The following is a 24,319-nucleotide window of genomic DNA, read 5'->3' on the forward strand; positions in this document are numbered from 1 at the left end:
CGGCGAAGGAACATTCGGATATGACGGATATTCGGGGCCTGGGTTATCTCAGGATCCAGACCACAGACATCGCACGATGGCGCGAACTCGTCGTCGACGGACTCGGCATGGCGATCGGTACCGGCCCGGAACCCGACGGCCTGTACCTGCGTGTCGACGAGCGGCGGGCACGCCTGATCGTGCTGCCCGGTGAGGTCGACAAGGCACTCGCCGTGGGCTGGGAGGTGCGCGACGAGTTCGCGCTGCGTAGCGTGCGCGAAGCGGTCGAGAAGGCCGGCATCGCCGTCGAGGTCCTCTCCGAGGAGGAGTCGACCTACCGCGACGCCGAGCAGGTCATCGCATTCGACGATCCGGGCGGCACCCGCACCGAGGTGTTCTTCGGTCCGGTGCTCGACCACAGCCCCCTCGTGACGCCGTTCGCCGGTGTCTTCCACACCGGTGAGGAGGGACTCGGCCACGTCGTCCTGCCCACCGCCGCGTTCGCGGAGTCCTACGAGTTCTACACCGAGGTACTCGGGTTCCTGCCGCGCGGAGCGACGCGGCTCGGTGGCCTGTCGGCACCGCCGCCCGTGCGACGCGTGCGGTTCCTGGGCGTCAACCGCCGCCACCACAGCCTCGCGTTGTGCCCGGCTCCGCCCACCGCCGAACCCGGTCTCGTGCACCTGATGCTCGAGGTCGAGACGCTCGACGCGGTCGGTCAGGCCCTGGACCGAGTGAACAAGTTGGGCTTCTCGATCTCGTCGACTCTGGGCCGGCACACCAACGACAAGATGGTCTCCTTCTACGTGCGTGCCCCCGGCGGATGGGACCTCGAGTTCGGTACCGAAGGCATGCTCGTCGACGAAACCTTCTACACCGCAGAAGAAATCACCGCGGACAGTTACTGGGGTCACGACTGGTCGGGCTCCGAGCCGCTCGCGGCGTTCTCGCCTCCTGTGGGCTGATCGAGTTCGTCCACCCGGATGCCTTCCGACGATGCCACGGCGTACGACGCCGTGGCATCGTCGCGTCGGTGGCCCTGTCCGATCGCCTCGGTACACCCGGGAGGGCGGCTCCCGGTGAGCGGGACCGGAAGGCGGTGCGTCACAGGCTTCGGGGAGAGTGATGTGGATCACAGATCGTGCCGGATCCTCACGCATCTCGACGCGGGCCGTCCCTACGCATGGAACGTACTCGCATGGCACACAAGGTGATCGACCGCCTCGGTGGGGTCGAGGAGGCCACGGTGTTCGGCCGTTCGACCAAAGCGCCTGCTGCCGTTGCTGCTGCGTTCAACTCCGATATCACCTACGCGCTCGACGCGGACGACACACTCTTCGACTCGGCGCACTTCGCGACGATCGTGGTCTCCTCGGCCCGCGCCGAGGCCGAACGCGTCGATGCGTCCGGCGACAGCCTGCTCCGTACCGTCGCTGTCGGCTACGACATGACCGCGCGGCTCAACCTCGCATGCTCGTTCATGGAGGTCGTCGACGGAAAGATGAAGTGGTGGATACTCGACAGTGCCGTGAAGTACTGCCCGGCCTTGCTGCTACACGGTTGCCTCCATCGATGCGTTGCGCGCGCTCGTCCGTGAACACGGCCGGGGGCCGGACGATATCGAACACATCGAGGTTCGGCTCAACCCCGGCGCCTACAGCCAGCGGGTGTTCCACACGCCGGCAACGAGTATCGAACCCGACCATCGTGCCGCGGTCCACGGAGCCTTCGACCTCCCGGGCGGACCGGCCAGCTCACCATGTACCAGAACGACAATCAGGCGTTCCTGGTCATCGACGAACAGGCCTACGAGGAAGGAATGGCCACACCGACTTCGAGTCCGCAACTCCGTCGCCAGCCGACCTGGGTGTGAGACGGTGTCGGAGCTCGAGTCCGAAATGGGTCTTCCCGCAGGAACTCTCGGATCGACGGTGGGGCTCTACAATCGGCACGCCGAATCGGGGACGGATCCGGTCCTCGGAATGAAGGCGGAGTGGGTGCGGCCCCTCCGATCGCCGATCGCCGCGATCGATCTGCGTGGCATGGCCGAAGGTTTCACCCTGGGGGACTGCAGACCTCGGTGGACTCGGAAGTTCTTCACGTGGGCGGAGATCCGATTCCCGGTCTGTATGCGGCGGGCCGTTGTACGTCCGGCCTCTCGGCGTGGGGCTACTGCAGCGGCATCTCCCTCGGTGACGGTAGCTTCTTCGGCCGGCGCGCGGGAATGCGTGCGGCGGCGAAGTGAGTGGCACCGGGATGTCCCCTCGGATGCGATGAGCGGAGCATTCCGGATCCGGGTCCAGGAGGGCTCCGCGTCTCGTGTCGTGCGAGCGTGCCACGGGGCGATGCCGGGTTCGCGACCCCTGCCGTGCGCCGGCTCTGCAATTCGCGCCGGCGGTCGGCGACCGGACCTCGGTGCCGGGTGCGCGGCCTGATCGGGTATTCGAGCACGCGAGGAGCGTTGTCGCCGTAGACGAAAAGGGCGGACCTCCTCACCGTCCTCCGCACGCATTGTGTATGTTCGACGCCGCGAAAAGGGGGCATCGATGAACGAACACAGGACTGGGCACGGTTGTCGGGGGCCGGCGGGGGCGGGCTGCCGCCGGGATTCCTCGTCGTCTCCGGTGCGGAAGTGTGCGGTCCAGCCCTCGACGGCGGTGCTCGTCCTGCGGCGATCGACGGTTCGGCCGACCGGTTCGTAGGGAGCCGGTCCTCGGGCGAGGACGACCGGCACGGAATTCGTCTCCGTGCCCGGGACGAAGTATTTGCCCGAACGAGGACCTGGTGTAGAACGTTTCGGAAAGATGTAATTTTTGTCCGAAAAGCACGTTCTCTTCATCGTGAAAGGGAGATCCGAGAATTGGAGCCGAGCCGAACAGGTGCGCTGCAGATCGGTCGCTGGCGTCTCAAATACAGACTCGCGGCCGTGCTGTCGATTCCCCTCGTCCTCGCTGTCGCTCTCGGTGCCGTGCGCGTCACGACTCAGCTCGACGAGGCGCAGCGGTCGGCCGCATTGTCCGAGCAGACCGTTGTCGCGCCGGCGCTGCTCGACTTCTCCATCGCTGTGATCAGCATTACCGCCGCCACGAGCCTCGGATTCACGCCCAAGAGCGTGGCCGCGGACGATGTGACGCAGTCCATGGACACTCTGAGGGAACTCGCCGCAGGAAGCGATCTCAGCTCCGATGTCGCCGTAGAACTCGATGCGCTGCTCGCGCAGGGCGACCAGCTCTACGCCGCGGTCATGAACTCCTCCCTCGGAGCCGAGGAGTTCGGTCGCATGACCACCGACTTCCTGGTGCGGTGCAGGGATATCTTCCGAGATCTGTTCGATCAGTTCGAGAACCACGACGCTCTCGTCGACGCCACGAACCTGCTCCTGATGTGGGACGCGCAGCTCAACCTCCTCGACCAGATGGAGTCCTTCCGGCTGCTGGCCACCAACCCCGAAGCCGCCCGGATCCTGGCGACCGGCGCCATGAACACCGAAGAGTCGACGCTGCGGCTCCTTCGAGGATCGGGGCTCGATACCGGGCAGATCGACGGGATGCTCGGCGGTATCGAAGCGCGCCGTAGGTTGATCGAGAACTTCACGCCGAGCAGGCAATTCGGGGAAGACCTTCGCAACGCTGTACTTTCGGCGTCCCGGTCTTATGCGGAAGGGATCGACAGCGCCAGCGCGCGTATCATCGGGACGCTCGAAGAACTGGCGGACGAGACACGTACCGCGGCCACCCGCGACGCGCTCTTCGTCACGGCAGCACTCGTACTCGCCCTGCTCCTCGCGATAGCAGTCATCCGTTCCCTGTCGGTGCCCCTGGGACGTCTGCGAGACAACACTCTCGCAGCGGCGAACACCGAGCTTCCCGCCGCCATCGCGGCGGTCAAGGACGGGGCCGACATCGACACCGTCCGTCTCGCTCCCGTCGGCACCGATACGGACGAGGAGATCGGCGAACTCTCCCGAGCGGTGGATTCGATGAACACGCAGGCACTGCGTCTCGCCGGCGAGCAGGCCCACCTGAGGAAACAGGTGAACGTGATGCTCGAGACGCTGGCACGCCGCAACAAGACCCTCGTCGAACAGCAACTCTCGCTGATCGAATCTCTCGAATACGAGGAGAAGGATCCCGCCCGGTTGCAGAGCATGTTCGCTCTCGATCATCTGGCGACGCGCATGCGGCGTACCGGCGAATCCCTGTTGGTTCTCGCGGGCACGCGCCCGCGTACTCGCAGCGGGCCCGCACCGCTCGGCGACGTGCTCCGCGGTGCGGTGTCCCAGGTGGAGAACTACCAGCGGGTGCAGATCGGGAACACCCCGCGCGGATATCTCGTCGGTAAGGTGGTGAACGACGTGGTGCATCTGGTGGCCGAACTCGTCGACAACGCGCTGCGGGCTTCCCCGCCCACCACTCCCGTCAGGTTCGAGTTCTCCTCCGCCGTGGAGGGTGGCCTGCTTCTCGATATCGCCGATCGCGGAATCGGTATTCCCCGAGATACCATGGAGGAGATCAATATCCGTCTCGCGGCGGGTGAGAATGCCGATGTCGACGCCCCGCGTCAACTGGGATTGTTCGTGATCGGGCGTCTGGCGGCCCGCAACGGCATGAGCGTGCGTCTGAGGCCGACCTTCGACACCGAGACGAACGCCGGTGTCACGGCGTCGGTCTACTTCCCGGCCGCTCTCCTCAGCGAGGTGCACACGGTCCAGCCCACCGTGATGACGGAACGCCCCCGCCGGCTCAGGACCGAGGAACTTCCGTCCTTGGTGCCGTCGACGACGCCTGCCGGAGGTATTGCCCCCGGAAAGCATCGTGGTTGACGTGTGACCGGAAGTGATGCCACCGCCGTCTCGACGGCGGTGGCATCACTCGTACCGCGGGTGTTCCGGTCTGCCGGTGGTCTCGGCCGGCCACCGAACCGTGTTCGCACGGTACCCCCGGCTCACATCCCCCCGACGGACCCGTCGGGAAGATGCACTGCGGACCCGGGGGGCGCGGCCACGGATGCCCCGTCAAGCGTTCGATGTCGTTGTTGAAGCGTTCGAGCCGGGGTTCGCGATCCGTTGGTGGATCTGCGCGTCACCGCCCGCCGGCCCGTGCTGCTCACCAACAGTGCTTCGATCGTGGTGGGTTTCGCGAGGTACGCCCAGTCGCTGATTCTTCCGCAGATCCTGCAGCTGCCGGAAGAGACCGGTCACGGACTCGGCCGGTCCATGATCATGATGGGTCTGTGCATGGCACCGGGTGGTCTGATGATGATGGCGGTCTCTCCCATCGGAGGAAAGCTCTCGGCTGGCCACGGCCCGAAGACCACGCTGCTGGTGGGCTGCTTGATCATCGCTCTGGGGTACACGGCAGGGCTGCTGTTGATGGGATCGGTCCTGGGCCTGGCAGTCGTCGCCACGATCTGCAGAACGGGAGTCGGGTTCGCATACGGTGCGATGCCCGCCCTGATCATTCCCACGGAGTCCGGCTTCCGGGTCGTCCTGCTGACGGGCGCAGGCGTCGCGCTTCTCGCGGCTGTCCTCACCGTCGCCGGTCCGCAGTCGCGCCGGGCCCGTCTCGCGAAGGTTGCCGCCGGCGCGACGCCCTCCGTGAGGGTGTGACGACGACTTCCTCCGCCCGTCGGTACCGGCGGACGGAGGAAGTATCCGCGGAGTTACCGCGCGTCGAGCCCGAACGCCCCGCGGTAGAACACCATCGGACTCCGGTCGCCGACGCACTCCAGTTCGGCGACCCGGCCGATGACGACGTCGTGATCACCCGCGACGTGCACGTCCTCCGCCGATGCGTGCACCCGCAGCAGGACATCCGGCAGCGACGGAGTGTCCCAGCGGGACAATTCCCAGTGGAGACCGTCGAACTTCGGACCGCGGCTCGACCCGAAACGCGCGCACAGATCACTCTGGTCGGCACCGAGCACGTTGACGGTGAACCGGCCGACGCGGCGGATCCGCGGCCACGCGCGCCCGCGGTGATCCGCGCAGAACAACACGAGGGGCGGTTCGAGCGAGACCGACGCGAACGACTGGCATGCGAAGCCGGTGGGCCCGTCCTCGTCGAGACCGGTCACGACGGTGACGCCGCTCGCGAACCGTCCCATGGCACGTCGCATCTCGTCGGGGCCCGGCAGTTCGATCCTGTGGTCGGTGTCGCGGGTCGGTATCCGGGTCTGCATGTGGCTCACTCCGATTCGATCGTGGAGGTCGACTCCGACGGTCCTTCTCCGACTCCGACGTTACGGCCCGAGAAAGTCGGGACGGACCGGCTTCTCGCTCAGTGGACGCTCGGATCCGATGCCGTCCCAGCACGACGTCCGGTGCCCGTGCTCCCACCGTTCGGGACCGTGGACGATCCGCGATGCGACAATCTGCCGGGCGGTTCGGTGCAGAATCGACGGGTCGTCATCGTGGAAAGGGGGACCGGTGCCCAGAATCGGTAAGGCGCGGGACGGAGCCGAGCCGACCTCGGTCGAACAACGGCGACGCCATGTGCGGATCCTCGAGGCTGCAGCGCAGCTGGGGTCCGAGCACGAATTGGCCCGCGTGCAGATGACCGAGGTGGCGAAGAACGCCGAGGTCGCGATCGGCACCCTGTACCGGTACTTTCCGTCGAAGACGCACCTGTTCGTGGCGTTGCTGCTCCACCGGCTCGAGCTCGGCGCCGACCGGTTGCCCGAACGGAAACCGGGGACGAGCGCGCGCGAGGCGATCACCGAGACGCTCGTCGAGATGACCCGCCGGTTCGTCGACCGACCACGCCTGGCCTCCGCGATGTTGCTGTCCAACAGCACCGCCCCGGCCTCGGTGGTTCCGGACTCCACCGAGGTGAGGCGGACGTTCCACCGAATCCTGTTCGAGAGGGCAGGCCTCGACGAGCCGACAGAGGAGGATCGCAACGCCGTGCGGCTGCTGTCGATGTTGTGGTCCGGACTGCTGGTGACCTATCTCAACGGCGGAGCGACCCTCGAGGAGACCGAGGCCGATGTGCGGAGGAGCTGCGACCTGCTGCTCGCGCACCTGTCGGAGTAGGGCACCGGAAACGACGCGAGTCCCCCTCCGCGGTCTGCGGAGAAGGACTCACGTCATCGGTGCGAGAAGACTATCCGGCCGCACCGATCGGGGGTGCGGTGTCCAGGACGTCCCCGAGGGCAGCTGCCGTCGCGTCGGCGCCGCCGAAGGTGAACGCAAGCTGCCGGCCCCACAGGAAGTAGCGGTGGATGGGGTAGTCGATGTCGGCGCCGATGCCGCCGTGCAGGTGCTGGCCGGTCAAGCCCACCCGCACACCGCCGCGGGACGCCCACCACTTGGCGACCAGGGCCGCGGAGTCGGCTTCGTCCTCGCGTCCGACGTCGATCAACCACGCGGCCTTCCGCACCGTGAGTCGGATCGCTTCGGTGTCGAGGTAGGCATCGGCCGCGCGCAATGCGACAGCCTGATTCGTCGACAGCGGGCGGCCGAACTGTACGCGCGCGGACGTGTACTTCGCCGTTGCCCGCAGCGTCTCCTCGCACACCCCGAGCTGAACGGCAGCCAGAGCGATGCGGATACGACGACGGGTCCAGGTCGCGATCTCCTCACCGTCACCGGGCAGGACGTCCTCGGCTCCGATGTGCACGTCCGTGAAGCGCACCGCGGCTTCGGCGCCACGTCCGGTCACGGCGACCGGGACGGCCTCGACGCCGGTCGCGTCCACCGGTGCGACCACCACGGCGACCGAGTCGTCGTCGCAGCGGACCGGGACGACGACGCCGGCGATGATGGGAGCCGACGGAACGGACGGAATCTCACCGCTGATGACGAGATCGTCGCCCTTGCGGATCGCTGTCACCGTGGGGCTCGCGCCGGGGGTGTCGTCGAATGCGCCGGTCAGGACGACCGACCCGTCGATGAGCTTCGGAACGTAACGCTCGACCTGGGTTTCCGTGCCGAACTGTGCGAGCGGAAGAGCCGCACCGGCCACGGTGGACCACACGGGAACGGGTGCGACGCGGCGGCCCTGCTGCTGCAGGATCGTCGTGAGCCCGAGCATGCCCATGCCGGCGCCGCCGACGGACTCGGGCAGAGCGAGTCCGAGGATCCCGGCGTCGGCGAGTGCCTGCCACAGGGTGGCGTCGAAACCGCCCTCCTTGCGCTCCACCTCGACCACACGCTCGACCTTGGCCAGCGAACCGAAGACCTGCGACGCGAGGTCCTCGACCGCGATCAGGTCGTCATCGAGTTCGAATTCCATGTCAGCTCCTCGTCTCGGCCGGCGTCTTCACCGCAGCCTGTGCCGTCGCGTCGGGGCGCCTGCGGGCGCCCAGGGTCATTCCGAGGGTCTTCGCCGCCACGATCTCGCGCATCACCTCGTTGCTGCCACCACCGAAGGTGTTGTTCTGCGCGCGTCGACCGAGCGCTTCGACGCGGCCTTCGATCACGGCGCCGTGGCTACCGGGACGCAGCAGACCGCGGGCGCCGAGCACCTCCTGCAACATTCCGTAGGCCGCGACGACACCCTCGGTTCCGAACACTTTCGCTGCGGCGGAGTCGCCACCGTCGAGGGTGTTGGCCGCGATGTCCGACACCAGGCGCAGGTTCACGAGGTCGGCTGCCGACAGCAGCGCGTAGACCTCGGCGAGAGTCGAACGCACCCACGGGACGCCGAACAGCACACCGGGGCCGAAGGGCTCCTGCTTCGCCCAGGCGAGGACCTCGTCGTACATCTCGTTGGCGATGCCACCGCGGGCGGCCAGCGCGACACGCTCGTGGTTGAGCTGGCTCGTGATGAGGGTCCAGCCGCCGTTGAGCTCGCCGACGACGTTGCTCAGCGGAACGCGGATGTTCTCGTAGTACGTGACCGCTGTGCTGATTCCGCCGACGGTCTGGATCTCGGTGGCGGAGAAGCCCGGCGACGAGGTCGGCACGAGCACGACCGAGATCCCCTTGTGGCGAGGCGCGTCCGGATCGGTGCGCACGGCGAGCCAGATCCAGTCGGCGAAGATGGCCGAACTCGTGAACAGCTTGTTGCCGTCGATGACGAGTTCGTCACCGTCGATGCGTGCCCGCGTCTGAAGTGCAGCGAGGTCGGTGCCGGCACCGGGCTCGGTGTACCCGATCGCGAACTTCAGTTCACCCGTGAGGATCCTGGGAAGGAAGAAGTCCTTCTGTTCCTGCGTGCCGTACTTCATCAGTGCCGGCGCAACGGTGTTGAGAGTGACCAGCGAGACCGGTGCGCCCGCACGGATCGTCTCGTCGTAGAAAACGTAGAGCGCCTCGGGGTCCTCCCCGCGTCCGCCGTACTCCTCGGGCCATCCCAGGCCGAGCCAGCCGTCGGTGCCCATCTGCCGGTAGATCTTGTCGAAGACCGGTCCACCCTCGGTCTGGTCGACCAGGGCACGTCGATCGTCGTCGTCGATGACGCGGGCGAAGTACTCCCGCAGTTCGGTGCGCAGCCGCCGTGACGTGTCGGACAGCTCGGGATGCATGTGGTCTCCTGAGAGGTGGTCGGGGCCCGGGTTGCGGGCCTAACGGTCGGCCGAGAGGACGATCGCGCTGTGCGGCACCGGCGATCCGCCCGTGACGAGCACGTTGTCGAGTGTCTTCGCCGGCTGGTTCACGGAGGTGCCGCGGATGAGCCGGACGCCTTCGGCGATGCCGTTGACGCCGTGGATGTAGCCTTCGCCGAGCTGACCGCCGTGGGTGTTGATCGGCAGTCGCCCGTCCACCTCGAGGTTGCCGTCGGCGATGAAGTCCTTCGCCTCACCGCGACCGCAGAAGCCGTACTCCTCGAGCTGGAGCAGGACCATGGGGGTGAAGGCGTCGTACAGGATCGCGGCGTCGATACCTTCGGGACCGAAGCCGGCCTGTGCCCACATCTGCCGGGCGACGAGTTCGACCTCGGGCATCGCGTCGATGTCCTCGCGGTGGTAGCTGCTCATCGAGATCTGCTGAGGGCCGACGCCCTGCGCCGCGGCGGTGATGATCGCCGGAGGATGCGGAAGATCTCGCGCGCGTTCGGCACTCACGATGACCAGTGCCTGGCCGCCGTCGCTCTCCTGGCAGCAGTCCAGCAGGCGCAGCGGGTCGGCGAGCATCCGGGAGTTCTGGTGGTCGTCGATGGTGATGGGGCGCTCGTAGAACCAGGCCTTGGGATTGTTCGCCGCATGCTTGCGCGAGAGCACCGAGATCTGCCCGAAGTCTGCACTGGTCGCCCCGTACTTGTGCATGTAGGTGCGTGCCAGGAAGGCCTCTTGCTGAGCAGGAGTGAGCAGACCGTAGGGGTTGATCCAGTTCCGGTATTCCTGGTCGGTGTTCGAGTTGTACGCGAACGGCGGCGGACCGGCACCGAACCGGTGGCCCGAGCGCTCGTTGAAGGCGCGGTAGACGACCACGACGTCGGCGACACCGCTCGAGACGGCCAGCGCGGCCTGCTGCACGGGCGCGCAGGCACCGCCGCCGCCGTGAGGGATCCGGCTGAAGAACTTCAGTTCCGGGATGCCCAGCGCGCGGGCGACGGCGATCTCGGGGTTGGTCTCCATGGTGAACAGTGCGAAGCCGTCGACCTCTTCGACACCGATCTGTGCGTCCTCGAGAGCGGCGAGGACCGACTCGCACGCGAGTTGCCATTCGCTGCGGCCGGAGTTCTTGGAGAACTCGGTGGCTCCGATGCCGGCGATGGCGGCGGCTCCGGAGAAGCCCTTGACGGTCATCGTGTCTTCCTCTCGTAGGGCTCCACCACGACCTCGGCAGTGACGTGGACGCCTCTGCTGTTGCGGCCCTGCACCTTCAGGGTGACGGCTGCGCCGTCGACGGCGGTCACCTCACCGTTCATGTGCATGGGGTCGCCGGGGAAACAGGGCACGCCCAGACGCAGCGACGCGCGGCGCACCCGCGCCGACGGCCCGGTCCAGTCGGTGACGTACCGGTCGACGAAACCGTTCGTGGCGTTGATGCTCATGAAGACGTCCGGTGTGCCGCGTCCGAGTGCGGCGTCCGGGTCGTGGTGCACGTCCTCGAAATCCTGCGAGGCGATCGCGGTAGCCACGATGATGGTGCGATCCATAGGCAGGGCGAGTTGGGGAAGTTCCTGTCCGACAGTGCATTCGACGAGGTTCATGCGTCTCCTCCGGGCTTGCGCGGCTGGGGCAGGATCTCGCCGTGTGCGTGCTCGGAGAATCCCACCTCGAGTTCCATGCCGATCTCGAGGGTGTCGTGGTCGGCGCCCGCGATGTCGGCGACGATGCGGATCCCCTCGTCGAGGTCGATCAGTCCGACGGCGAGCGGGTACTCGAAGGCCGGATCCTGCGGGTGGTGAATGACAGTCCAGCTGTGAAGCGTTCCGCGCCGTGAGGATTCGACGGTCTTCCATTCGAACGAGCGGCACGCGGGGCATGCCGGACCCGGAGGATGGCGCAGAGTGCCGCACTCGCTGCACTGCTGGATCTCGAGTCGGCCCTCACGGACGGCGTCGAACCAGAACTGGTTGTCCTGGGTGATGGTGAGCCGGGGGACGGCGGTCATCGCGTCTCCTTGTCGGTGTTCGGGTTGAACCGGAGCATCCGGAAGCGTTCCTCGGCGACGACTTCGCCGTTCTGGTCCTCGTAGCGCTTGTACAGCGTGAAGAATCGGCCGTGGCCGAGACCCGTTCGCTTGACCTCGGATACGGACTCGATCGTGTAGTGGGCGGTGATGTGGTCGCCCGGGACGAGTTCGCGGTGGTAGTCCTGCTCGACGTTCGTCGCGACGACGGAGGTGAAACCCTCCCGATCGAGGTCGGCAAGCATCCGGGAGTATGCGAAGTCCTCCACGACGCCCTCGGCGCGCTTGCACTGCACGTCACGCCAGCGGCGGTAGCCGGCCATGATCCAGGTGGAGATCATGGCGGGCGGGCACACGACGGAGTCGCGTCCGGTCTCGCGCGCGGCCTCGGCGTCGACGTAGATCGGGTTGAAGTCGTCGTGGGCCTCGACCCAGTTGCGGATCATGGCGTCGTTGACGGCGTATCGGGCCACGCGGGGTGGTTCGGCCACCTGCCCGACGTACTTCTCGTAATCCTGCTCGACGGTCTGCATGGCCCAGTCACTCCTCTTCGACGCGCGCGTTCGTCGTCACGCTAAGTGGGGCCGACAAGCGAGTTCCCGTGATTCCCACTGAGCAGGAGCAGTGGCGGGGTGAGGGGGAGCCGGTACCGAACCAAGCGATTGCTTGGTAAGTTGTCGACGTGAGACCCGCGCATCCCGCGGGATGAATGACGTGGAGGCAGCGAATGGATCTGGGACTCGACGGCGCGGTCGTGCTCGTCACCGGGGGAATACGGGGAGTCGGTGCAGGCATCACCAGGGTGTTCCTGCGTGCCGGTGCGACCGTCGTGACGTGCGCTCGCAACGAGCCCGAACAGCCTCTCGAGGTGGACGGGCGGACCGCGGAGTTCCTGACGTGCGACGTCCGCGATGCCGATCAGGTGGCCGCGCTGATCGAGACCATCGTCGACCGCCACGGGCGGCTCGACGCCGTGGTGAACAATGCCGGCGGGTCACCGTACGCGCTGGCGGCCGATGCCAGCCCGAAGTTCCACGCCAAGATCGTGGAACTGAACCTGCTGTCCCCGCTGCTGGTCGCGCAGGCCGCCAACGCGGTGATGCAGAAGCAGGACACCGGCGGCTCGATCGTCAACATCTCGAGCGTGAGCGGATCCCGCCCCTCGCCGGGCACCGCGGCATATGGTGCGGCCAAGGCAGGCGTCGACAGCCTCGCACAGTCGCTCGCCGTCGAGTGGGCCCCGAAGGTACGGGTGAACTCGGTGGTGGTCGGCCTGGTCGAAACCGAACAGTCGCACCAGTTCTACGGAGACAAGGCCGGCGTCGCCGCAGTCGGCGAGACCGTTCCGCTGGGACGGCTGGCCCAGCCCGAAGATATCGGCCACTGCGCCGCATTCCTGGCCTCTCCGCTGTCGGCCTACGTCAGCGGATCGACATTGACCGTCCACGGCGGCGGTGAACGCCCTGCCTACATGGCAGCGGCCGAAACGAAGGAGACGAAGTGAGTGGACTGATGGACGGGCGCGTCGTCATCGTGACCGGCGCCGGACGCGGCCTCGGTCGCGCGCATGCCCTGGCATTCGCCGCGGAGGGTGCGAAAGTCGTCGTCAACGACATCGGTGTCGGCAGTGACGGAACCGCCACGGGGGAGAGCCCCGGTGAGCTGGTCGTCGAGGAGATCCGTGCGGCCGGGGGAGAGGCCGCCGTCAACGGCGACGACGTCGCCGACTGGGCCGGCGCCGAGAACCTCGTCAGGACCGCCCTCGACAACTTCGGCCGGCTCGACGTGCTCGTCAACAACGCCGGATTCCTGCGCGACCGCATGCTCGCCAACATGAGCGAAGAGGAGTGGGACGCGGTCATCCGCGTGCACCTCAAGGGGCACTTCGCGCCGATGCGTCACGCCATGACCTACTGGCGCGCCGAGGCCAAGGCCGGCAACCCCGTCGACGCCCGCATCATCAACACCAGCTCGGGTGCCGGCCTGATGGGCAGCATCGGCCAGGGCAACTACGCCGCCGCCAAGGCCGGTATCGCGACGCTCACGATCCAGGCCGCAGCCGAATTCGGCCGCTACGGGGTAACCGTCAACGCGATCGCACCCTCGGCGCGCACCCGCATGACCGTCGGGGCCGGTGGCGCGATGGCCGAGATGATGGCCGCACCCGAAGAGGGTTTCGACGCCATGGCGCCGGAGAACGTCTCGCCGCTGGTCGTGTGGCTCGGCAGTGCCGAAGCGAAGGACGTGACCGGTCGCGTGTTCGAGGCCGAGGGCGGCAAGGTGTCGCTGGCCGACGGGTGGCGCCACGGTGAGGCGATCGACAAGGGCGACCGTTGGGATCCGAAGGAACTCGGTCCCGTCGTCGAGAAGCTGATCGCAGCGTCGCAGCCGCCGACGCCGGTCTACGGAGCGTGATGTCCCCGCGCGTTTCCGGTGGTCATCACCGGAAACGCGCACGGACGGCGTCGCCGCTCTAGGCGGGCGTGCGGACGATGAGGGTGGAGCCGGGGAAGTAGGCAGCGAGTTCGGAACGTGCCTGCTTGAGCGTGGCGGTGCCGTAACCCTGCTTGCGGAACTCGGGATGCACCCAGATCCGCACCTCGACCTCGTTGCCGGTCAGCTCGCCGAACGCGAACCCGATGGCCTTCGGCTCGTCGCCCGAAAGATCTTCGGCCACAAGCCACATGCCGGACTCGTCGTCCATCAGCTCGCTGCCGCGCTGCCGCTCGGATTCGACCTGTTCGTCGCTGTCGTCACCCAGCTGGTCGGCGCAGCGCTGCTTGAACAGCGCCGTGTCGGCCGCGCTGTGGGAAATGGGCCGCAACCGGAAATGCGCGCCGGTCGCGTACGGACGCGCCGCCGTCGTCCACTGCAGCACCGCATCGAGATCGTCGAGTTCTTCACGGATCTTCTTCCGCTCCGCCTGGGTCAGACGGCGGAACGGAAGGTTCAGCACGGCCTCCGCGCAGAACTCGTCGGTGTCGAGCAGCGAGGCGAGCTTCGCGACCGCGTCGCCCCGATCCTTGCTCTCGACGATCACGTCGAGCACCTCGTGGCGTCGTTCGAGCGCCCGGAGCAGCGCGGCCGCGATTTCCCGCCGGTCGAGCACCTTGTCGTGATCGGTGGTTTCCATCGTGCGACATCCCTTCGTCGAGAACCTGGACGTACGAGACTCAGTATTCCCGCACGGGACCGTCCCGGCGAACCGTGCCGGGAGGGACGCTCACTCGCACACGACGACGGGAATCACACGGTCGGTCCACGACTGGTAGTTGTCGAAGTCCGGGTACATCGCCGTCAGACGTGGCCAGTAGGCCGCTCGATCCTCGTCGCTCGCGACCCGCGCCCGCATGGTCCGGATGCGCGACTTGATCTGCACCGTGGTCTCCGGGTTCGCCTGGATGTTGCGGAACCACAAGGGGTGCTTGGGCAGTCCTCCCTGGGAGGCGACGAGGACCACCTTGTCGCCGTCCTCGAGGAACAGCAGCGGGACCGTTCGCGGTTGCCCGGTCTTCCGCCCGATCGTGGTCACCAGGCACACCGGGATGCCCCACGGGAAGGCGCTTCCCACGCGCCACTTCCCGCCGATGCGACCGCCGGTCGCCCGGTACGCCGCGACGTTGAACCGCGACATCCACTTGATGATCGAGATCGTGGCCTTCGAGTCGAGGCCCTTCGGCGCCGCTTCGGTGCCCATGTCAGATGCGCTCGATGATGGTGCCCGTCGCCAGCGCTCCACCGGCGCACATCGAGATCAGAGCGGTCGACGCGTCACGCCGCTCGAGCTCGTGCAGCGCGGTGGTGATGAGGCGGGAGCCGGTGGATCCGACGGGGTGGCCGAGCGCGATCGCGCCACCGTTGACGTTGACCTTGTCCATGTCGGGTCCGTGCACCTGGGCCCAGGACAGCAGCACCGACGCGAACGCCTCGTTGACCTCGAACAGGTCGAGATCGCCGACGCTCATGCCCGCCTTCTCGAGAACCTTCGCGGTGGCCTGGACCGGGCCGTCGAGGTGGAACTCGGGTTCGGCGCCGACGAGAGCCTGCGCGACGATCCGCGCCCGCGGCTTCAGTCCGAGTGCCTTCGCGCGGTCGGAATCCATGAGCAGCACGGCCGCGGCTCCGTCGGAGATCTGCGACGAGGTGCCGGCGGTGTGGATGCCACCCTCGAGCACGGGCTTCAGCTTCGCCAGCGACTCGGCCGACGTCTCGCGCAGACCCTGGTCGCGGGTGACGGTCGCCTTCTCGCCGGTGCGGTTGCCCTCCTTGTCGACGACGGGTGCGACGACCGGCAGCATCTCGCGGTCGAACCGGCCCTCGTCCCAGGCCTGCTTCGCGAGCTGCTGTGAGCGCACGCCGAGTGCGTCGACGTCCTCGCGGGTGATGCCGCGGCGCCGCGCGATGCGTTCGGCGGCCTCGAACTGGTTGGGCATGTCGATGCTCCAGGACTCCGGCCGGCGCGGGCCCGCCTGGTCGCCGACGTTGGCGCCGAGGGGCACCTGGGTCATCGCCTCGATGCCGCAGGCGATGCCCACGTCGATGGCGCCGGTGGCGATGAGGCCTGCGATGAGGTGATTGGCCTGCTGCGCCGATCCGCACTGGGCGTCGATGGTGGTCGCGCCGACCTGCCAGGGCAGCCCCGCGTTGAGCCATGCGGTGCGGGTGATGTTGTTGGACTGGGCGCCCGCCTGGGTGACGCAGCCACCGATGACCTGTTCGACGAGCTCGGCGTCGATGCCGGCGCGTTCGACGAGTCCGGCCTGGACGGCGCCCAGGATCTCGGCAGCGTGCAGGCCCGCGAGCCATCCACCCCGCTTGCCGATCGGGGTCCGTGCGGCCTCGACGATGACTGGTGTGCCCACTTCGGGCTCCTTTCTCCTACGTTCTTCGCAAAATAGAACAGGTTTCTCCGAGAGGCAACAGAACTCGATTATCCACGGGACGTGCAGATCTCTTGGTCGCGCGGCGCGCCTGTGTTTGAATGGTTCTAGAACGTGTTACAAATCACGCGAGCGGTACTCGCCAGGGCAGGAGAGATATCAGTGGCGCAGCCGAACATCCCCGAAGACATCGACTTCACCGATCCCGATCTGTACGCAGACCGTATGCCGTTCGAAGAGTTCGCGGAACTGCGTAAGACGGCACCGGTGTGGTGGAACAAGAAGTCTCCCGACGTCGGTGGTTTCCACGACGAGGGTTTCTGGGTTGTCTCCCGGCACGAGGAGGTCCGAGAGGTCTCCCGCCGGAGCGACGTGTTCTCCAACTGGGAGAACACTGCGATTCCGCGGTTCAACGACGACATTCCTCGTGAGGCCGTCGAGCTGCAACGTCACGTCCTGCTCAACAAGGACGCCCCCGAGCACACCAAGCTGCGCAAACTCGTCGCCCGAGGCTTCACGCCCCGTGCGATCAACGGCCTGCGCGACGAGCTCGACCGTCGCTCCAAGATGATCGTCCAGGAGGCCTGCCAGGCCGGTCGGGGCGACTTCGTCACGCAGATCGCCGCGGAACTGCCGCTGCAGGCCATCGCCGACCTCATCGGTGTGCCGCAGGAGGATCGCGCCAAGCTCTTCGAGTGGTCCAACCAGATGACGGGCTACGACGATCCGGACAACACCGCCGATCCGGCGGCAGCGTCCATGGAAGTCCTCGGGTACGCCTACCAGATGGCCGCGGCCCGCAAGGAGAACCCGGCCGACGACATCGTCACCACCCTCATCGAGGCCGACATCGACGGTGACGAACTCGCTCCCGAGGAGTTCGGCTTCTTCTTCATCGTGCTCGCGGTGGCCGGCAACGAGACCACCCGCAACGCGATCACCCACGGCATGGCGGCGTTCCTCGACAATCCGGAGCAGTGGGAGATCTTCAAGCGCGACCGGCCGAAGACCGCCGCCGACGAGATCATCCGCTGGGCCACCCCGGTCACGTCGTTCCAGCGCACCGCCCTCGAGGACACCGAACTCGGCGGGCAGACGATCAAGAAGGGCGATCGCGTCGTCATGCTGTACGCGTCGGCCAACAACGACGAAGAAGTGTTCGACAACCCCCGCGAGTTCGACATCCTTCGTGATCCCAACCCGCACCTGGCATTCGGTGGAACGGGCGCGCACTACTGCCTGGGCGCGAACCTCGCACGTATGGAGATCGACCTGATCTTCAACGCGATCGCCGATCACATCCCGGACATCACGAAGATCGGCGACCCGCACCGTCTGCGGTCGGGTTGGCTCAACGGCATCAAGGAATTCCAGGTCGACTACAAGACCTCGGGTGGGTGCCCGGTCCAGCACTGACCGAACCGAACACCGACCGAACCGAACATCGAGGTCCCCGGCCGCCCCTGCGCGCCCGGGGACCTCGCACATCCCGTGTCGTCTACAGGACCTCGGACCTGCGGCCGATCCACCACATCGCGGCCCCCGCCGCGAGCACACCGGCTACCGATACACCGGTCGTGAGAACCGTCCACGAGTCCGGCGTCCACCCGGACGGAGAATCGGTGAGAGGCGTGTAGGCGGTCCATCCGAATCGGGTGAGCAGAGGCAACGCCATCACGGCGGGCAGCGAGAAGGACGCGGCGGTGACCGCGCTCGTCGACGGTAGTGCCGCGCTGATCGTGTACGCGGCTGCCACCGGAAGAACGAAGAAGGTCGCCAAGAGGTGGACGTTGTCCCAGGGCGCACGAGTGAAGATCGCCGTGATCGTGACGAACGCGAGCACGCCCACTCCGGCCATCGGCCTCGGCGCGCGACGGCCCAGCCACGCGCCGACGGCGGCGAGCACGACCATCACGGCCGGCAGGAGCCATCCGCCGGGAATCCACGAGGGAGCGGTACCCGCGGCGACGGCCACCGCGAAGGCGGCGAGCAGGACCGCTCCGCTTCTCTCGCGCAGCCACAGGGCAGCACCGATCACGAGTGGGACAGCGACGATGCCCCACAGCCATCGCCCGTTCCCGCCGGGATTCGCATCCGGAGACCACACGGCACTGTGAAGAGACCGATACAGCACGACGGCGACGAGCGGTAGGCCGATACCGACCACCGTTTCCCTCACATCCCATCGTCGTTCGTCGACCGAATCGGGAGCACCGGCACGCATCACGAGAGCCGCTGTTGCCACCGCGATGACAGTCACCGAGAGAACCGTCCACACTGTGTTGGCGGGCTGCGCCGACACCTCGAGGTACACGGCGCTTCCGGACGAGGAGGCCGCGAACTCCCGGTATTCCGCGACGGGTTCCGCGGTGAGCAGCGCGGCAACGACGCCACCGGTCATCACCGCGGGGAGCCGGGTGCCCGCAGTTCGGGCGCAGCAGACGACGAGGGCACCGAGCACCAGGCCGGCACCGACCGCCGAGACGTACATGTCGAACCGCCACGCACCCGGCAGGGCGACGACCGCCACGAGTGCGGCTCCGGCCACGACGGCGCCGAGCGCGCCCACCCGGTGGCGTAACCACAGCGCGATCGACGCGGCGACGAGCGCTCCCGTGGCAGACGCGGTGATACCCGAAGTCTCCACGGCACCGAAACCGAACCCGGTATCGAGTGGATAGGTGTCGACGCTCGGCGCGGCGAGGACGGTTCCGGCGGTGAAACTGCCGACGGCTGCGAGTGCGTAGAGAATCCAGGAGGGCACCCCCTACCTTCTCCGAGCGGTCACCGGGACGCGGCGCCGACACGCCGGGCGACGATGCGATCAGGTCAGGCGGCGAAGATCCTCGGGGGTATCGACGTCTCCGGGGTCGGCGAGCCCGGTGCAGTCGAGACGCCGCACGCGTTCACGATTGCGGGCGAGGAAGGACCGCGCGCCCTCGTCGCCGGTGGCGTCGGCGGCGGCGCCCAGCGCATCGGCGATGTCGAAGACCACCGGGTGACCGGGGTGATCTCCGAAGACGGGGAGCGTCACCGTCCCCGTGTGGTGCACATCCAGGAGATGGCGGACCAATTCGGCTGTGATGCCGGGAAAATCGACGACGGTGAGCGCAACCCTCTGGTGGGCTCGTGCCGCGTCGACCCCGCGGCGCAGGGATGTCGACATGCCGACGGTCCAGTCGGGGTTGTAGACCGTTGTCGCTCCGGTAGGGCACGCGGCGGCCACATCGTCGCCGAATGCGCCCACGACCACGATCACGTCGTCACAACCACCTTCGAGCAGTGCCTCGACGACGGTATGCAGCAGGGGACGGCCGCGTTGGGGGAGCAGCGCTTTCGCCCGTCCGCCCAGTCGCGAGCCGTCCCCTGCCGCAAGAACGATCCCGGCTGTGCCCATGGCCCGACTCTACGAGACGGGGCGCACGGTTTTCATCGCGCGGTCCACTTCCCAGAACGCACGCAGCGAGACGATCCTCCCGTCGTCGTCCACGCGGTAGACGAACACGCCCTCCGCATCGATCAGATTGCCTGCCATCGTCGTACGGATAGTGCCGATGTTGACGCATTCGTCGCCGCAGACCAGCACGTCGTCGACGAGGAATTCGAGCTTGTCGGTGTTCGCGATGGTCATGTCGTAGAACTTCGCGATCGCCTCGGCACCGTGATGCCCCTTGCCCTCCGGATCGAAGCCGGACGGACCCACCGGATCCTCGACGCACGCGTTCTCCGCGAACAGCGCGAGCCACTCGTCCTTGCGTTTCCCGCTCGCCGCCGCCTGCGACGCCTTCGCTGCGATACGCGCCGGGTGTTCCTCGCTCATGCGGCATCCCTTCCGGGAATGTACTTGTCGGCGAACTTCCGCAGCGATTCCTGCTTCGCCTCGAGCGGGGAGTCGAAACCGTGGCCGTCGAAGATCCACGGCACCACGATGATGTCGGTGACCCCGGCGTCGGCGAGTTCGGCATAACCGGAGCTGCCGAACCTGTCGACGCACACGGCCTGGATCTCGAACGGCTCGTCGCTGTGGCCGTACTCGGCGCGCAACTCGCGCAGTCGGGTGATGACCTCGACGAGATCGTCGTACTCGATCATCGCCGACGTCCACCCGTCCCCAACCCGCGCCGCGCGCCGCAGCGCCACATCGGTGTGCCCACCGACGTAGAGCGGTACCGGTGCGGTGGGCGCGGGACTCATCTGCAGCCGGTCGAAGTCGTAGAACTCGCCGTGATGTTCGACCATGCCGCCGTCGAGGATCAGCTTCAGAACGTCGATCATCTCGTCGACGCGCTTGCCGCGCTTCGCGTAGGGCACACCGCACCACTCGAATTCTTCCGGCGCCCAGCCGATTCCGACACCCAGTCCGAACCGGTTCCCGGTGAGGTTCGCAACGGATCCGACCTGCCGCGCCAGCAGCACCGGATTGCGGGAGCCGAGCTTGAGCACCTGGGTGTAGAACCGGATCGTCGACGTGCTCGCCGCCATCGACGCCGCGGCGATGAGCGGATCCACCCAGGGGGTGTCGGGCGTCCACATCCGCGAACCGTCGGGGGTGTACGGATAGTCGACCGTCTGCTTCTCCATGTAGAACAGGGAGTCGGGCAGTGCGATCGAGGTGTATCCGCACTCCTCGGCGGTCTGCGCGATGCCGGTGAGCTGGTCGAGTGGGGTCATCGCGACCCCGACGGTGAACGAGACCATGATGCCTCCTAATTCGTGGGCCGGTCGGAGCCCACCACCCACATGGAGAAGTACTGGGATCCACCGCCGTAGGCATGTCCGAGTGCCTTGCGGGCGCCGTCGACCTGGTGATCTCCCGCCGTGCCCATCACCTGGATCGCGGCTTCGGCGAACCGGATCATGCCCGATGCCCCGATGGGGTTGGAGCAGAGCACGCCGCCGGACATGTTGACCGGAAGCCGACCGCCGATCGCCGTCTCGCCGGCCTCGGTGAGTTTCCACCCCGACCCCTCGGACGCGAAACCGAGGTTCTCGAGCCACATCGGCTCGAACCACGAGAACGGCACGTAGATCTCGGCGCAGTCGATCTCGCCGAGCGGATCGGTGATACCGGCCTGCTTCCACAGTGCTGCGGCAGCGACCCGTCCGGCCTCCGGATTCACCTGATCGCGCCCGGCGTAGGTGGTGGGTTCGGTGCGCATCGCCGTGGCATGGATCCACGCCACCCGGCGGCCGGCCTCCTCGGCGGCCTTCGCGGTGTCCTCGTCGCCGAGCACGACCGCGCACGCACCGTCGGACGACGGGCACGTCTCGTCGTACCGGATCGGATCCCACAGCATCTGCGAGGCCTGCACCTTCTCGAGGGTGATCTCGGGCTGCTTCAGATGCGCGTACGGATTCTTCGCGCCGTTGAGGCGGTCCTTGACCGCGACCATCGCCCCGATGTGCTCGGGCGCACCGGACCGGCGGATGTACGAACGGACGTGCGGCGCGAAGTAGCCGCCCGCGCCGGCACCGACCGGCATGGTGAACGGGACCGGTGTGGACAGCGCCCACATCGCGTTCGACTCGGACTGCTTCTCCCAGGCCACCGCGAGTACCCGGCGGTGCACGCCGGCCTGGACGAGGCTTGCCGCGACGTTCGCCGTCGAGCCCCCGACGGACCCGGCGGTGTGCACGCGCAGCATCGGCTTGCCCGTGGCGCCGATGGCGTCGACCATCGACAGTTCGGGCATCATGACGCCCTCGAACAGGTCGGGGGCCTTGCCGATCACCACGGCGTCGATGTCGTCCCAGCCCACCTGGGCGTCCGTCATGGCGCGGTCGATCGCCTCGCGGACGAGGCCGGACATCGACACGTCGTGCCGCTTGGCGACGTAATGGGTCTGCCCGGTTCCGAGGACAGCTGCGGGTTGCTTCGCCATCAGTTGCGTCCCTCCAGAACGGCTACCAGATTCTGTTGCAGCACAGCACCGCTCGTCGCGTGCGCGAGTGCACGTCCGGCCGTGCCGTCCATGATCGCCTGCGCTGCGTAACCGATGCGCTCGAGACCGCCGGAGAACATCGGGTTGCCCGTCAGCGGCCCACCGGACGGGTTGATCGTCGTCGACTCGCCCAGGCCGATCGCCTCGCGCAGGATGAGTTCCTGGTGCGTGAACGGTGCATGCAACTCGGCGACGTCGAAGGCGGTGTCCCCGCCGGTGACGGCCTGCGCTGCGGCCCGGGTCGAGGGTGAGACGGTCAGATCGAGTGCGCCGAAGTTCGGTGAATCGGTGCGATGCTCGATCCCGGTGATCCACGCCGGGTTCTCGCACAGCTCGCGCGCCCGGTCGCCGGTCGCGAGGACGATCGCGGCCGCGCCGTCGGTGACGGGGGCGCAGTCGTGCTTACGCAACGGGTCGGCGATGTACGGCTGGGCGAGCAGTTCGTCGATGTCGAAGTCGCCGGAGAGTTGCGCCTTGGGATTGTCCTTGGCGGCGGCGCGGCTACGGACCGCGACCTCCGCCATCTCGCGGTCGGTCCACTTACCGGATTCGAGACCCAGGCGGGCCTGCAGGCCCGCGAGCGAGACGGAGTCGACGCCCAGAGGGGCCACGAGGTACGGATCGAGCTGCAGGGACAGGGTTCGGCGCAGAGTGCCGGCCGAGGACTTGCCGAAGCCGTACACGAGGGCGGTGTCGACCTCACCCGTGATGAGCTTGACCCACGCCTCGTAGAGCGCCCAGGCCGCATCCATCTCGACGTGCGATTCGTTGATGGGCGGGACGGCGCCGATCGCATCGATCGCCGAGATGAACGAGAATGCTCGTCCGGCAAGGTAATCGGAGGAACCCGAACACCAGAAACCGATGTCGGACTTGGTGATGCCGAGCTTGCCGTACAGCTCCTGGAAACACGGGACGAGCATCTCGACGCCGTTGGTGGTGCCGAACGTCTCGCGCACGTGCGGAGCGTGCGCGAAGCCGACGACTGCGATGTCTGTCATGTGTCCGCCGCTCTCAGAGGTGGTGTTCGAAGGTGTCGTAGTCGGCGTCGGGTTCGCCGGTGGGACGGAAGTACTCGATGTTGCGCAGCGTGTGATCCCACTCCTCGCGAGGACGCCATTTCGCTTCGACACGCATGCCCATCCGCACCTCGGACGCATCGCATTCGAGGATCAGGTGCAGGAACGGGATGTCGGCACCGTCGAGCAGTACGTAGGCGGCGACATAGGGCGGCTCGATCTGCTGGCCGAGGAACGGCACGTTCACGATGCAGAAGGTGGTGACGATGCCCTTGTCGGACACTTCCACGGGTTCCTTCGTCGGTACACCGTCGGTGGGGCTCGCACCGCGCGGGGGCACGTAGACCTTCCCGCCCGGGCCGGTGCGGCCACCGATGATCCTGCCGTCCTTCAACCCTCGCAGGTACCAGGATTCCTCGGGGGAGGCGGAGTGCCGGTAGTCCAGGTCGACGGGAGTGGTGATCATCGTGACCGGATCACCCTCGGCCGCTGCGACGGTGATCGTCGCCTCGCCGGGTTCGAACGCCTCGATGTCGTGGATGTCGCCGGTGCGTTCGGCGGCCCACCGCACACGTACACGCAGACCCGTCTCGATGTCGTCCGGGGAGCCGACGTCGACGGCGTGCAGGAGTGCGGTGTCGGTGCCGTCGAGGCGGATCAGTGCCCAGGCGAAGGGCCGGTCGAAGGGCTGTCCGGGCAGCGGTTCGGCGTTCCACGTCCAGCTCATCACGGTGCCGGTCTGTCCGACCTCGACGACATCGGTGAGTGGTTCATGGGTGACCGCGTCGTATTCGGGGGGTGGGACGAGGACCCGTCCGTCGGATCCGCGGGCGCCGAGAATGCGGCCGTCGCGCAATCCGGTGACGAAGGCTCCGACGGTCGGCCCGGTGGATCGTGTGTAGTCGAACTTCAGATTCAGCGGTGCGCTCAGCGGTGGCTCGGCAACCGCGCTCTTTCCCAGGCTCACAATTTCGAGTA

Annotated in this window: 25 protein-coding genes and 1 pseudogene; 9 read left to right on the plus strand and 17 right to left on the minus strand. The window is 67.3% G+C overall.

The window, feature by feature from the left end:
* The first annotated feature begins 20 nt into the window (after positions 1 to 20).
* From ACQR3U_RS02805 to ACQR3U_RS02825, 5 genes and pseudogenes are all read left to right on the plus strand, one after another.
* On the plus strand, positions 21 to 944 hold the full coding sequence (locus ACQR3U_RS02805) for a VOC family protein (protein ID WP_019290121.1): 924 nt from the start codon (positions 21 to 23) through the stop codon (positions 942 to 944).
* Between the two features lie 218 nt (positions 945 to 1,162).
* A complete protein-coding gene (locus ACQR3U_RS02810) occupies positions 1,163 to 1,576 on the plus strand; it encodes an MmgE/PrpD family protein (RefSeq protein WP_269065233.1) in 414 nt (137 codons plus the stop codon).
* Positions 1,577 to 1,972: 396 nt separating this feature from the next.
* Positions 1,973 to 2,224, plus strand: a complete 252-nt coding sequence (locus tag ACQR3U_RS02815; protein WP_372477514.1) for an FAD-binding protein — start codon at positions 1,973 to 1,975, stop codon at positions 2,222 to 2,224.
* 615 nt (positions 2,225 to 2,839) lie between these two features.
* The gene (locus tag ACQR3U_RS02820; RefSeq protein WP_006551935.1) at positions 2,840 to 4,801 is read left to right on the plus strand and encodes an ATP-binding protein; all 1,962 of its coding nucleotides are present in this window, start codon (positions 2,840 to 2,842) and stop codon (positions 4,799 to 4,801) included.
* 237 nt (positions 4,802 to 5,038) lie between these two features.
* Positions 5,039 to 5,587 (plus strand): annotated as a pseudogene (locus tag ACQR3U_RS02825) (MFS transporter); the annotation flags it as partial.
* 53 nt (positions 5,588 to 5,640) lie between these two features.
* Here the strand turns inward: ACQR3U_RS02825 and ACQR3U_RS02830 are convergent.
* Positions 5,641 to 6,159, minus strand: coding sequence for a flavin reductase family protein (locus ACQR3U_RS02830; protein WP_230809650.1), 519 nt, complete (start codon positions 6,157 to 6,159; stop codon positions 5,641 to 5,643).
* 256 nt (positions 6,160 to 6,415) lie between these two features.
* Here ACQR3U_RS02830 and ACQR3U_RS02835 point away from each other — a divergent pair, with 256 nt between their 5' ends.
* The gene (locus tag ACQR3U_RS02835) at positions 6,416 to 7,012 is read left to right on the plus strand and encodes a TetR family transcriptional regulator (protein ID WP_255312751.1); all 597 of its coding nucleotides are present in this window, start codon (positions 6,416 to 6,418) and stop codon (positions 7,010 to 7,012) included.
* Between the two features lie 70 nt (positions 7,013 to 7,082).
* On the opposite strand, the gene ACQR3U_RS02840 is transcribed toward ACQR3U_RS02835, so the two are convergent.
* The 6 genes from ACQR3U_RS02840 to ACQR3U_RS02865 are packed head-to-tail and all read right to left on the minus strand — an operon-like array spanning position 7,083 to position 12,033.
* Positions 7,083 to 8,213 carry an acyl-CoA dehydrogenase family protein gene (locus tag ACQR3U_RS02840; protein ID WP_230809651.1) on the minus strand — a complete coding sequence of 377 codons (1,131 nt, stop codon included), beginning with the start codon at positions 8,211 to 8,213 and terminating at the stop codon, positions 7,083 to 7,085.
* 1 nt (position 8,214) lies between these two features.
* A complete protein-coding gene (locus tag ACQR3U_RS02845) occupies positions 8,215 to 9,447 on the minus strand; it encodes an acyl-CoA dehydrogenase family protein (protein WP_230809652.1) in 1,233 nt (410 codons plus the stop codon).
* A 39-nt stretch (positions 9,448 to 9,486) separates the two neighbouring features.
* Entirely contained in the window at positions 9,487 to 10,671 is a 1,185-nt protein-coding gene (locus tag ACQR3U_RS02850; RefSeq protein ID WP_230809653.1) for a lipid-transfer protein, read from the minus strand.
* The gene (locus ACQR3U_RS02855) at positions 10,668 to 11,078 is read right to left on the minus strand and encodes a MaoC/PaaZ C-terminal domain-containing protein (protein ID WP_230809654.1); all 411 of its coding nucleotides are present in this window, start codon (positions 11,076 to 11,078) and stop codon (positions 10,668 to 10,670) included. The genes ACQR3U_RS02850 and ACQR3U_RS02855 overlap by 4 nt, the downstream gene beginning before the upstream one ends.
* Entirely contained in the window at positions 11,075 to 11,482 is a 408-nt protein-coding gene (locus tag ACQR3U_RS02860) for a Zn-ribbon domain-containing OB-fold protein (RefSeq protein ID WP_230809655.1), read from the minus strand. The genes ACQR3U_RS02855 and ACQR3U_RS02860 overlap by 4 nt, the downstream gene beginning before the upstream one ends.
* Complete coding sequence (locus ACQR3U_RS02865) at positions 11,479 to 12,033, minus strand: FAS1-like dehydratase domain-containing protein (RefSeq protein WP_230809656.1); 555 nt, start codon at positions 12,031 to 12,033, stop codon at positions 11,479 to 11,481. Before ACQR3U_RS02865 ends, ACQR3U_RS02860 begins: the two co-directional genes overlap by 4 nt.
* Before the next feature lie 194 nt (positions 12,034 to 12,227).
* Here ACQR3U_RS02865 and ACQR3U_RS02870 point away from each other — a divergent pair, with 194 nt between their 5' ends.
* Both ACQR3U_RS02870 and ACQR3U_RS02875 read left to right on the plus strand, forming a co-directional pair.
* Positions 12,228 to 13,004: an SDR family oxidoreductase gene (locus ACQR3U_RS02870; protein ID WP_230809657.1), complete on the plus strand. Its 777-nt coding sequence runs from the start codon at positions 12,228 to 12,230 to the stop codon at positions 13,002 to 13,004.
* Positions 13,001 to 13,915 carry an SDR family oxidoreductase gene (locus tag ACQR3U_RS02875; protein WP_024102934.1) on the plus strand — a complete coding sequence of 305 codons (915 nt, stop codon included), beginning with the start codon at positions 13,001 to 13,003 and terminating at the stop codon, positions 13,913 to 13,915. The genes ACQR3U_RS02870 and ACQR3U_RS02875 overlap by 4 nt, the downstream gene beginning before the upstream one ends.
* Before the next feature lie 58 nt (positions 13,916 to 13,973).
* On the opposite strand, the gene ACQR3U_RS02880 is transcribed toward ACQR3U_RS02875, so the two are convergent.
* The 3 genes from ACQR3U_RS02880 to ACQR3U_RS02890 all read right to left on the minus strand — a co-directional run bounded on the left by ACQR3U_RS02880 (position 13,974) and on the right by ACQR3U_RS02890 (position 16,362).
* A complete protein-coding gene (locus tag ACQR3U_RS02880) occupies positions 13,974 to 14,633 on the minus strand; it encodes a GNAT family N-acetyltransferase (protein WP_006551922.1) in 660 nt (219 codons plus the stop codon).
* 90 nt (positions 14,634 to 14,723) lie between these two features.
* On the minus strand, positions 14,724 to 15,197 hold the full coding sequence (locus ACQR3U_RS02885) for a nitroreductase family deazaflavin-dependent oxidoreductase (RefSeq protein WP_230809658.1): 474 nt from the start codon (positions 15,195 to 15,197) through the stop codon (positions 14,724 to 14,726).
* A 1-nt stretch (position 15,198) separates the two neighbouring features.
* Entirely contained in the window at positions 15,199 to 16,362 is a 1,164-nt protein-coding gene (locus tag ACQR3U_RS02890; RefSeq protein WP_230809659.1) for a steroid 3-ketoacyl-CoA thiolase, read from the minus strand.
* 180 nt (positions 16,363 to 16,542) lie between these two features.
* Here ACQR3U_RS02890 and ACQR3U_RS02895 point away from each other — a divergent pair, with 180 nt between their 5' ends.
* A complete protein-coding gene (locus ACQR3U_RS02895; protein WP_033096884.1) occupies positions 16,543 to 17,796 on the plus strand; it encodes a cytochrome P450 in 1,254 nt (417 codons plus the stop codon).
* Between the two features lie 82 nt (positions 17,797 to 17,878).
* Here the strand turns inward: ACQR3U_RS02895 and ACQR3U_RS02900 are convergent, their stop codons facing one another.
* Genes ACQR3U_RS02900 through ACQR3U_RS02930 form a run of 7 tightly spaced genes read right to left on the minus strand, consistent with a single transcriptional unit; the run spans position 17,879 to position 24,308 of the window.
* On the minus strand, positions 17,879 to 19,144 hold the full coding sequence (locus ACQR3U_RS02900; protein WP_019290107.1) for a hypothetical protein: 1,266 nt from the start codon (positions 19,142 to 19,144) through the stop codon (positions 17,879 to 17,881).
* Positions 19,145 to 19,204: 60 nt separating this feature from the next.
* Positions 19,205 to 19,777: a nucleotidyltransferase family protein gene (locus tag ACQR3U_RS02905; protein WP_230809660.1), complete on the minus strand. Its 573-nt coding sequence runs from the start codon at positions 19,775 to 19,777 to the stop codon at positions 19,205 to 19,207.
* A gap of 9 nt (positions 19,778 to 19,786) precedes the next feature.
* Complete coding sequence (locus ACQR3U_RS02910; RefSeq protein WP_006551916.1) at positions 19,787 to 20,200, minus strand: nuclear transport factor 2 family protein; 414 nt, start codon at positions 20,198 to 20,200, stop codon at positions 19,787 to 19,789.
* Positions 20,197 to 21,078, minus strand: coding sequence for a TIGR03619 family F420-dependent LLM class oxidoreductase (locus ACQR3U_RS02915; RefSeq protein ID WP_230809661.1), 882 nt, complete (start codon positions 21,076 to 21,078; stop codon positions 20,197 to 20,199). Before ACQR3U_RS02915 ends, ACQR3U_RS02910 begins: the two co-directional genes overlap by 4 nt.
* A gap of 8 nt (positions 21,079 to 21,086) precedes the next feature.
* On the minus strand, positions 21,087 to 22,262 hold the full coding sequence (locus ACQR3U_RS02920; RefSeq protein ID WP_230809662.1) for a thiolase domain-containing protein: 1,176 nt from the start codon (positions 22,260 to 22,262) through the stop codon (positions 21,087 to 21,089).
* Positions 22,262 to 23,323, minus strand: coding sequence for a thiolase domain-containing protein (locus ACQR3U_RS02925; protein WP_019290103.1), 1,062 nt, complete (start codon positions 23,321 to 23,323; stop codon positions 22,262 to 22,264). The genes ACQR3U_RS02920 and ACQR3U_RS02925 overlap by 1 nt, the downstream gene beginning before the upstream one ends.
* Before the next feature lie 13 nt (positions 23,324 to 23,336).
* Positions 23,337 to 24,308 carry a Zn-ribbon domain-containing OB-fold protein gene (locus tag ACQR3U_RS02930; protein ID WP_220666507.1) on the minus strand — a complete coding sequence of 324 codons (972 nt, stop codon included), beginning with the start codon at positions 24,306 to 24,308 and terminating at the stop codon, positions 23,337 to 23,339.
* Positions 24,309 to 24,319 lie beyond the last annotated feature (11 nt).

Origin of the sequence: Rhodococcus sp. IEGM1339, assembly GCF_050321925.1 — a bacterium.
Taxonomy (GTDB): Bacteria; Actinomycetota; Actinomycetes; order Mycobacteriales; family Mycobacteriaceae; genus Rhodococcus; species Rhodococcus pyridinivorans.

Excerpts from the sequence above, each read along its gene's own strand:
- ACQR3U_RS02805 (WP_019290121.1), top strand. The coding sequence starts at position 21 with ATGACGGATATTCGGGGCCTGGGTTATCTCAGGATCCAGACCACAGAC.
- ACQR3U_RS02810 (WP_269065233.1), top strand. The coding sequence starts at position 1,163 with ATGGAACGTACTCGCATGGCACACAAGGTGATCGACCGCCTCGGTGGG.
- ACQR3U_RS02830 (WP_230809650.1), bottom strand. The coding sequence starts at position 6,159 with ATGCAGACCCGGATACCGACCCGCGACACCGACCACAGGATCGAACTG.
- ACQR3U_RS02840 (WP_230809651.1), bottom strand. The coding sequence starts at position 8,213 with ATGGAATTCGAACTCGATGACGACCTGATCGCGGTCGAGGACCTCGCG.
- ACQR3U_RS02845 (WP_230809652.1), bottom strand. The coding sequence starts at position 9,447 with ATGCATCCCGAGCTGTCCGACACGTCACGGCGGCTGCGCACCGAACTG.
- ACQR3U_RS02850 (WP_230809653.1), bottom strand. The coding sequence starts at position 10,671 with ATGACCGTCAAGGGCTTCTCCGGAGCCGCCGCCATCGCCGGCATCGGA.
- ACQR3U_RS02855 (WP_230809654.1), bottom strand. The coding sequence starts at position 11,078 with ATGAACCTCGTCGAATGCACTGTCGGACAGGAACTTCCCCAACTCGCC.
- ACQR3U_RS02860 (WP_230809655.1), bottom strand. The coding sequence starts at position 11,482 with ATGACCGCCGTCCCCCGGCTCACCATCACCCAGGACAACCAGTTCTGG.
- ACQR3U_RS02865 (WP_230809656.1), bottom strand. The coding sequence starts at position 12,033 with ATGCAGACCGTCGAGCAGGATTACGAGAAGTACGTCGGGCAGGTGGCC.
- ACQR3U_RS02870 (WP_230809657.1), top strand. The coding sequence starts at position 12,228 with ATGGATCTGGGACTCGACGGCGCGGTCGTGCTCGTCACCGGGGGAATA.
- ACQR3U_RS02880 (WP_006551922.1), bottom strand. The coding sequence starts at position 14,633 with ATGGAAACCACCGATCACGACAAGGTGCTCGACCGGCGGGAAATCGCG.
- ACQR3U_RS02885 (WP_230809658.1), bottom strand. The coding sequence starts at position 15,197 with ATGGGCACCGAAGCGGCGCCGAAGGGCCTCGACTCGAAGGCCACGATC.
- ACQR3U_RS02905 (WP_230809660.1), bottom strand. The coding sequence starts at position 19,777 with ATGGGCACAGCCGGGATCGTTCTTGCGGCAGGGGACGGCTCGCGACTG.
- ACQR3U_RS02910 (WP_006551916.1), bottom strand. The coding sequence starts at position 20,200 with ATGAGCGAGGAACACCCGGCGCGTATCGCAGCGAAGGCGTCGCAGGCG.
- ACQR3U_RS02915 (WP_230809661.1), bottom strand. The coding sequence starts at position 21,078 with ATGGTCTCGTTCACCGTCGGGGTCGCGATGACCCCACTCGACCAGCTC.
- ACQR3U_RS02920 (WP_230809662.1), bottom strand. The coding sequence starts at position 22,262 with ATGGCGAAGCAACCCGCAGCTGTCCTCGGAACCGGGCAGACCCATTAC.
- ACQR3U_RS02925 (WP_019290103.1), bottom strand. The coding sequence starts at position 23,323 with ATGACAGACATCGCAGTCGTCGGCTTCGCGCACGCTCCGCACGTGCGC.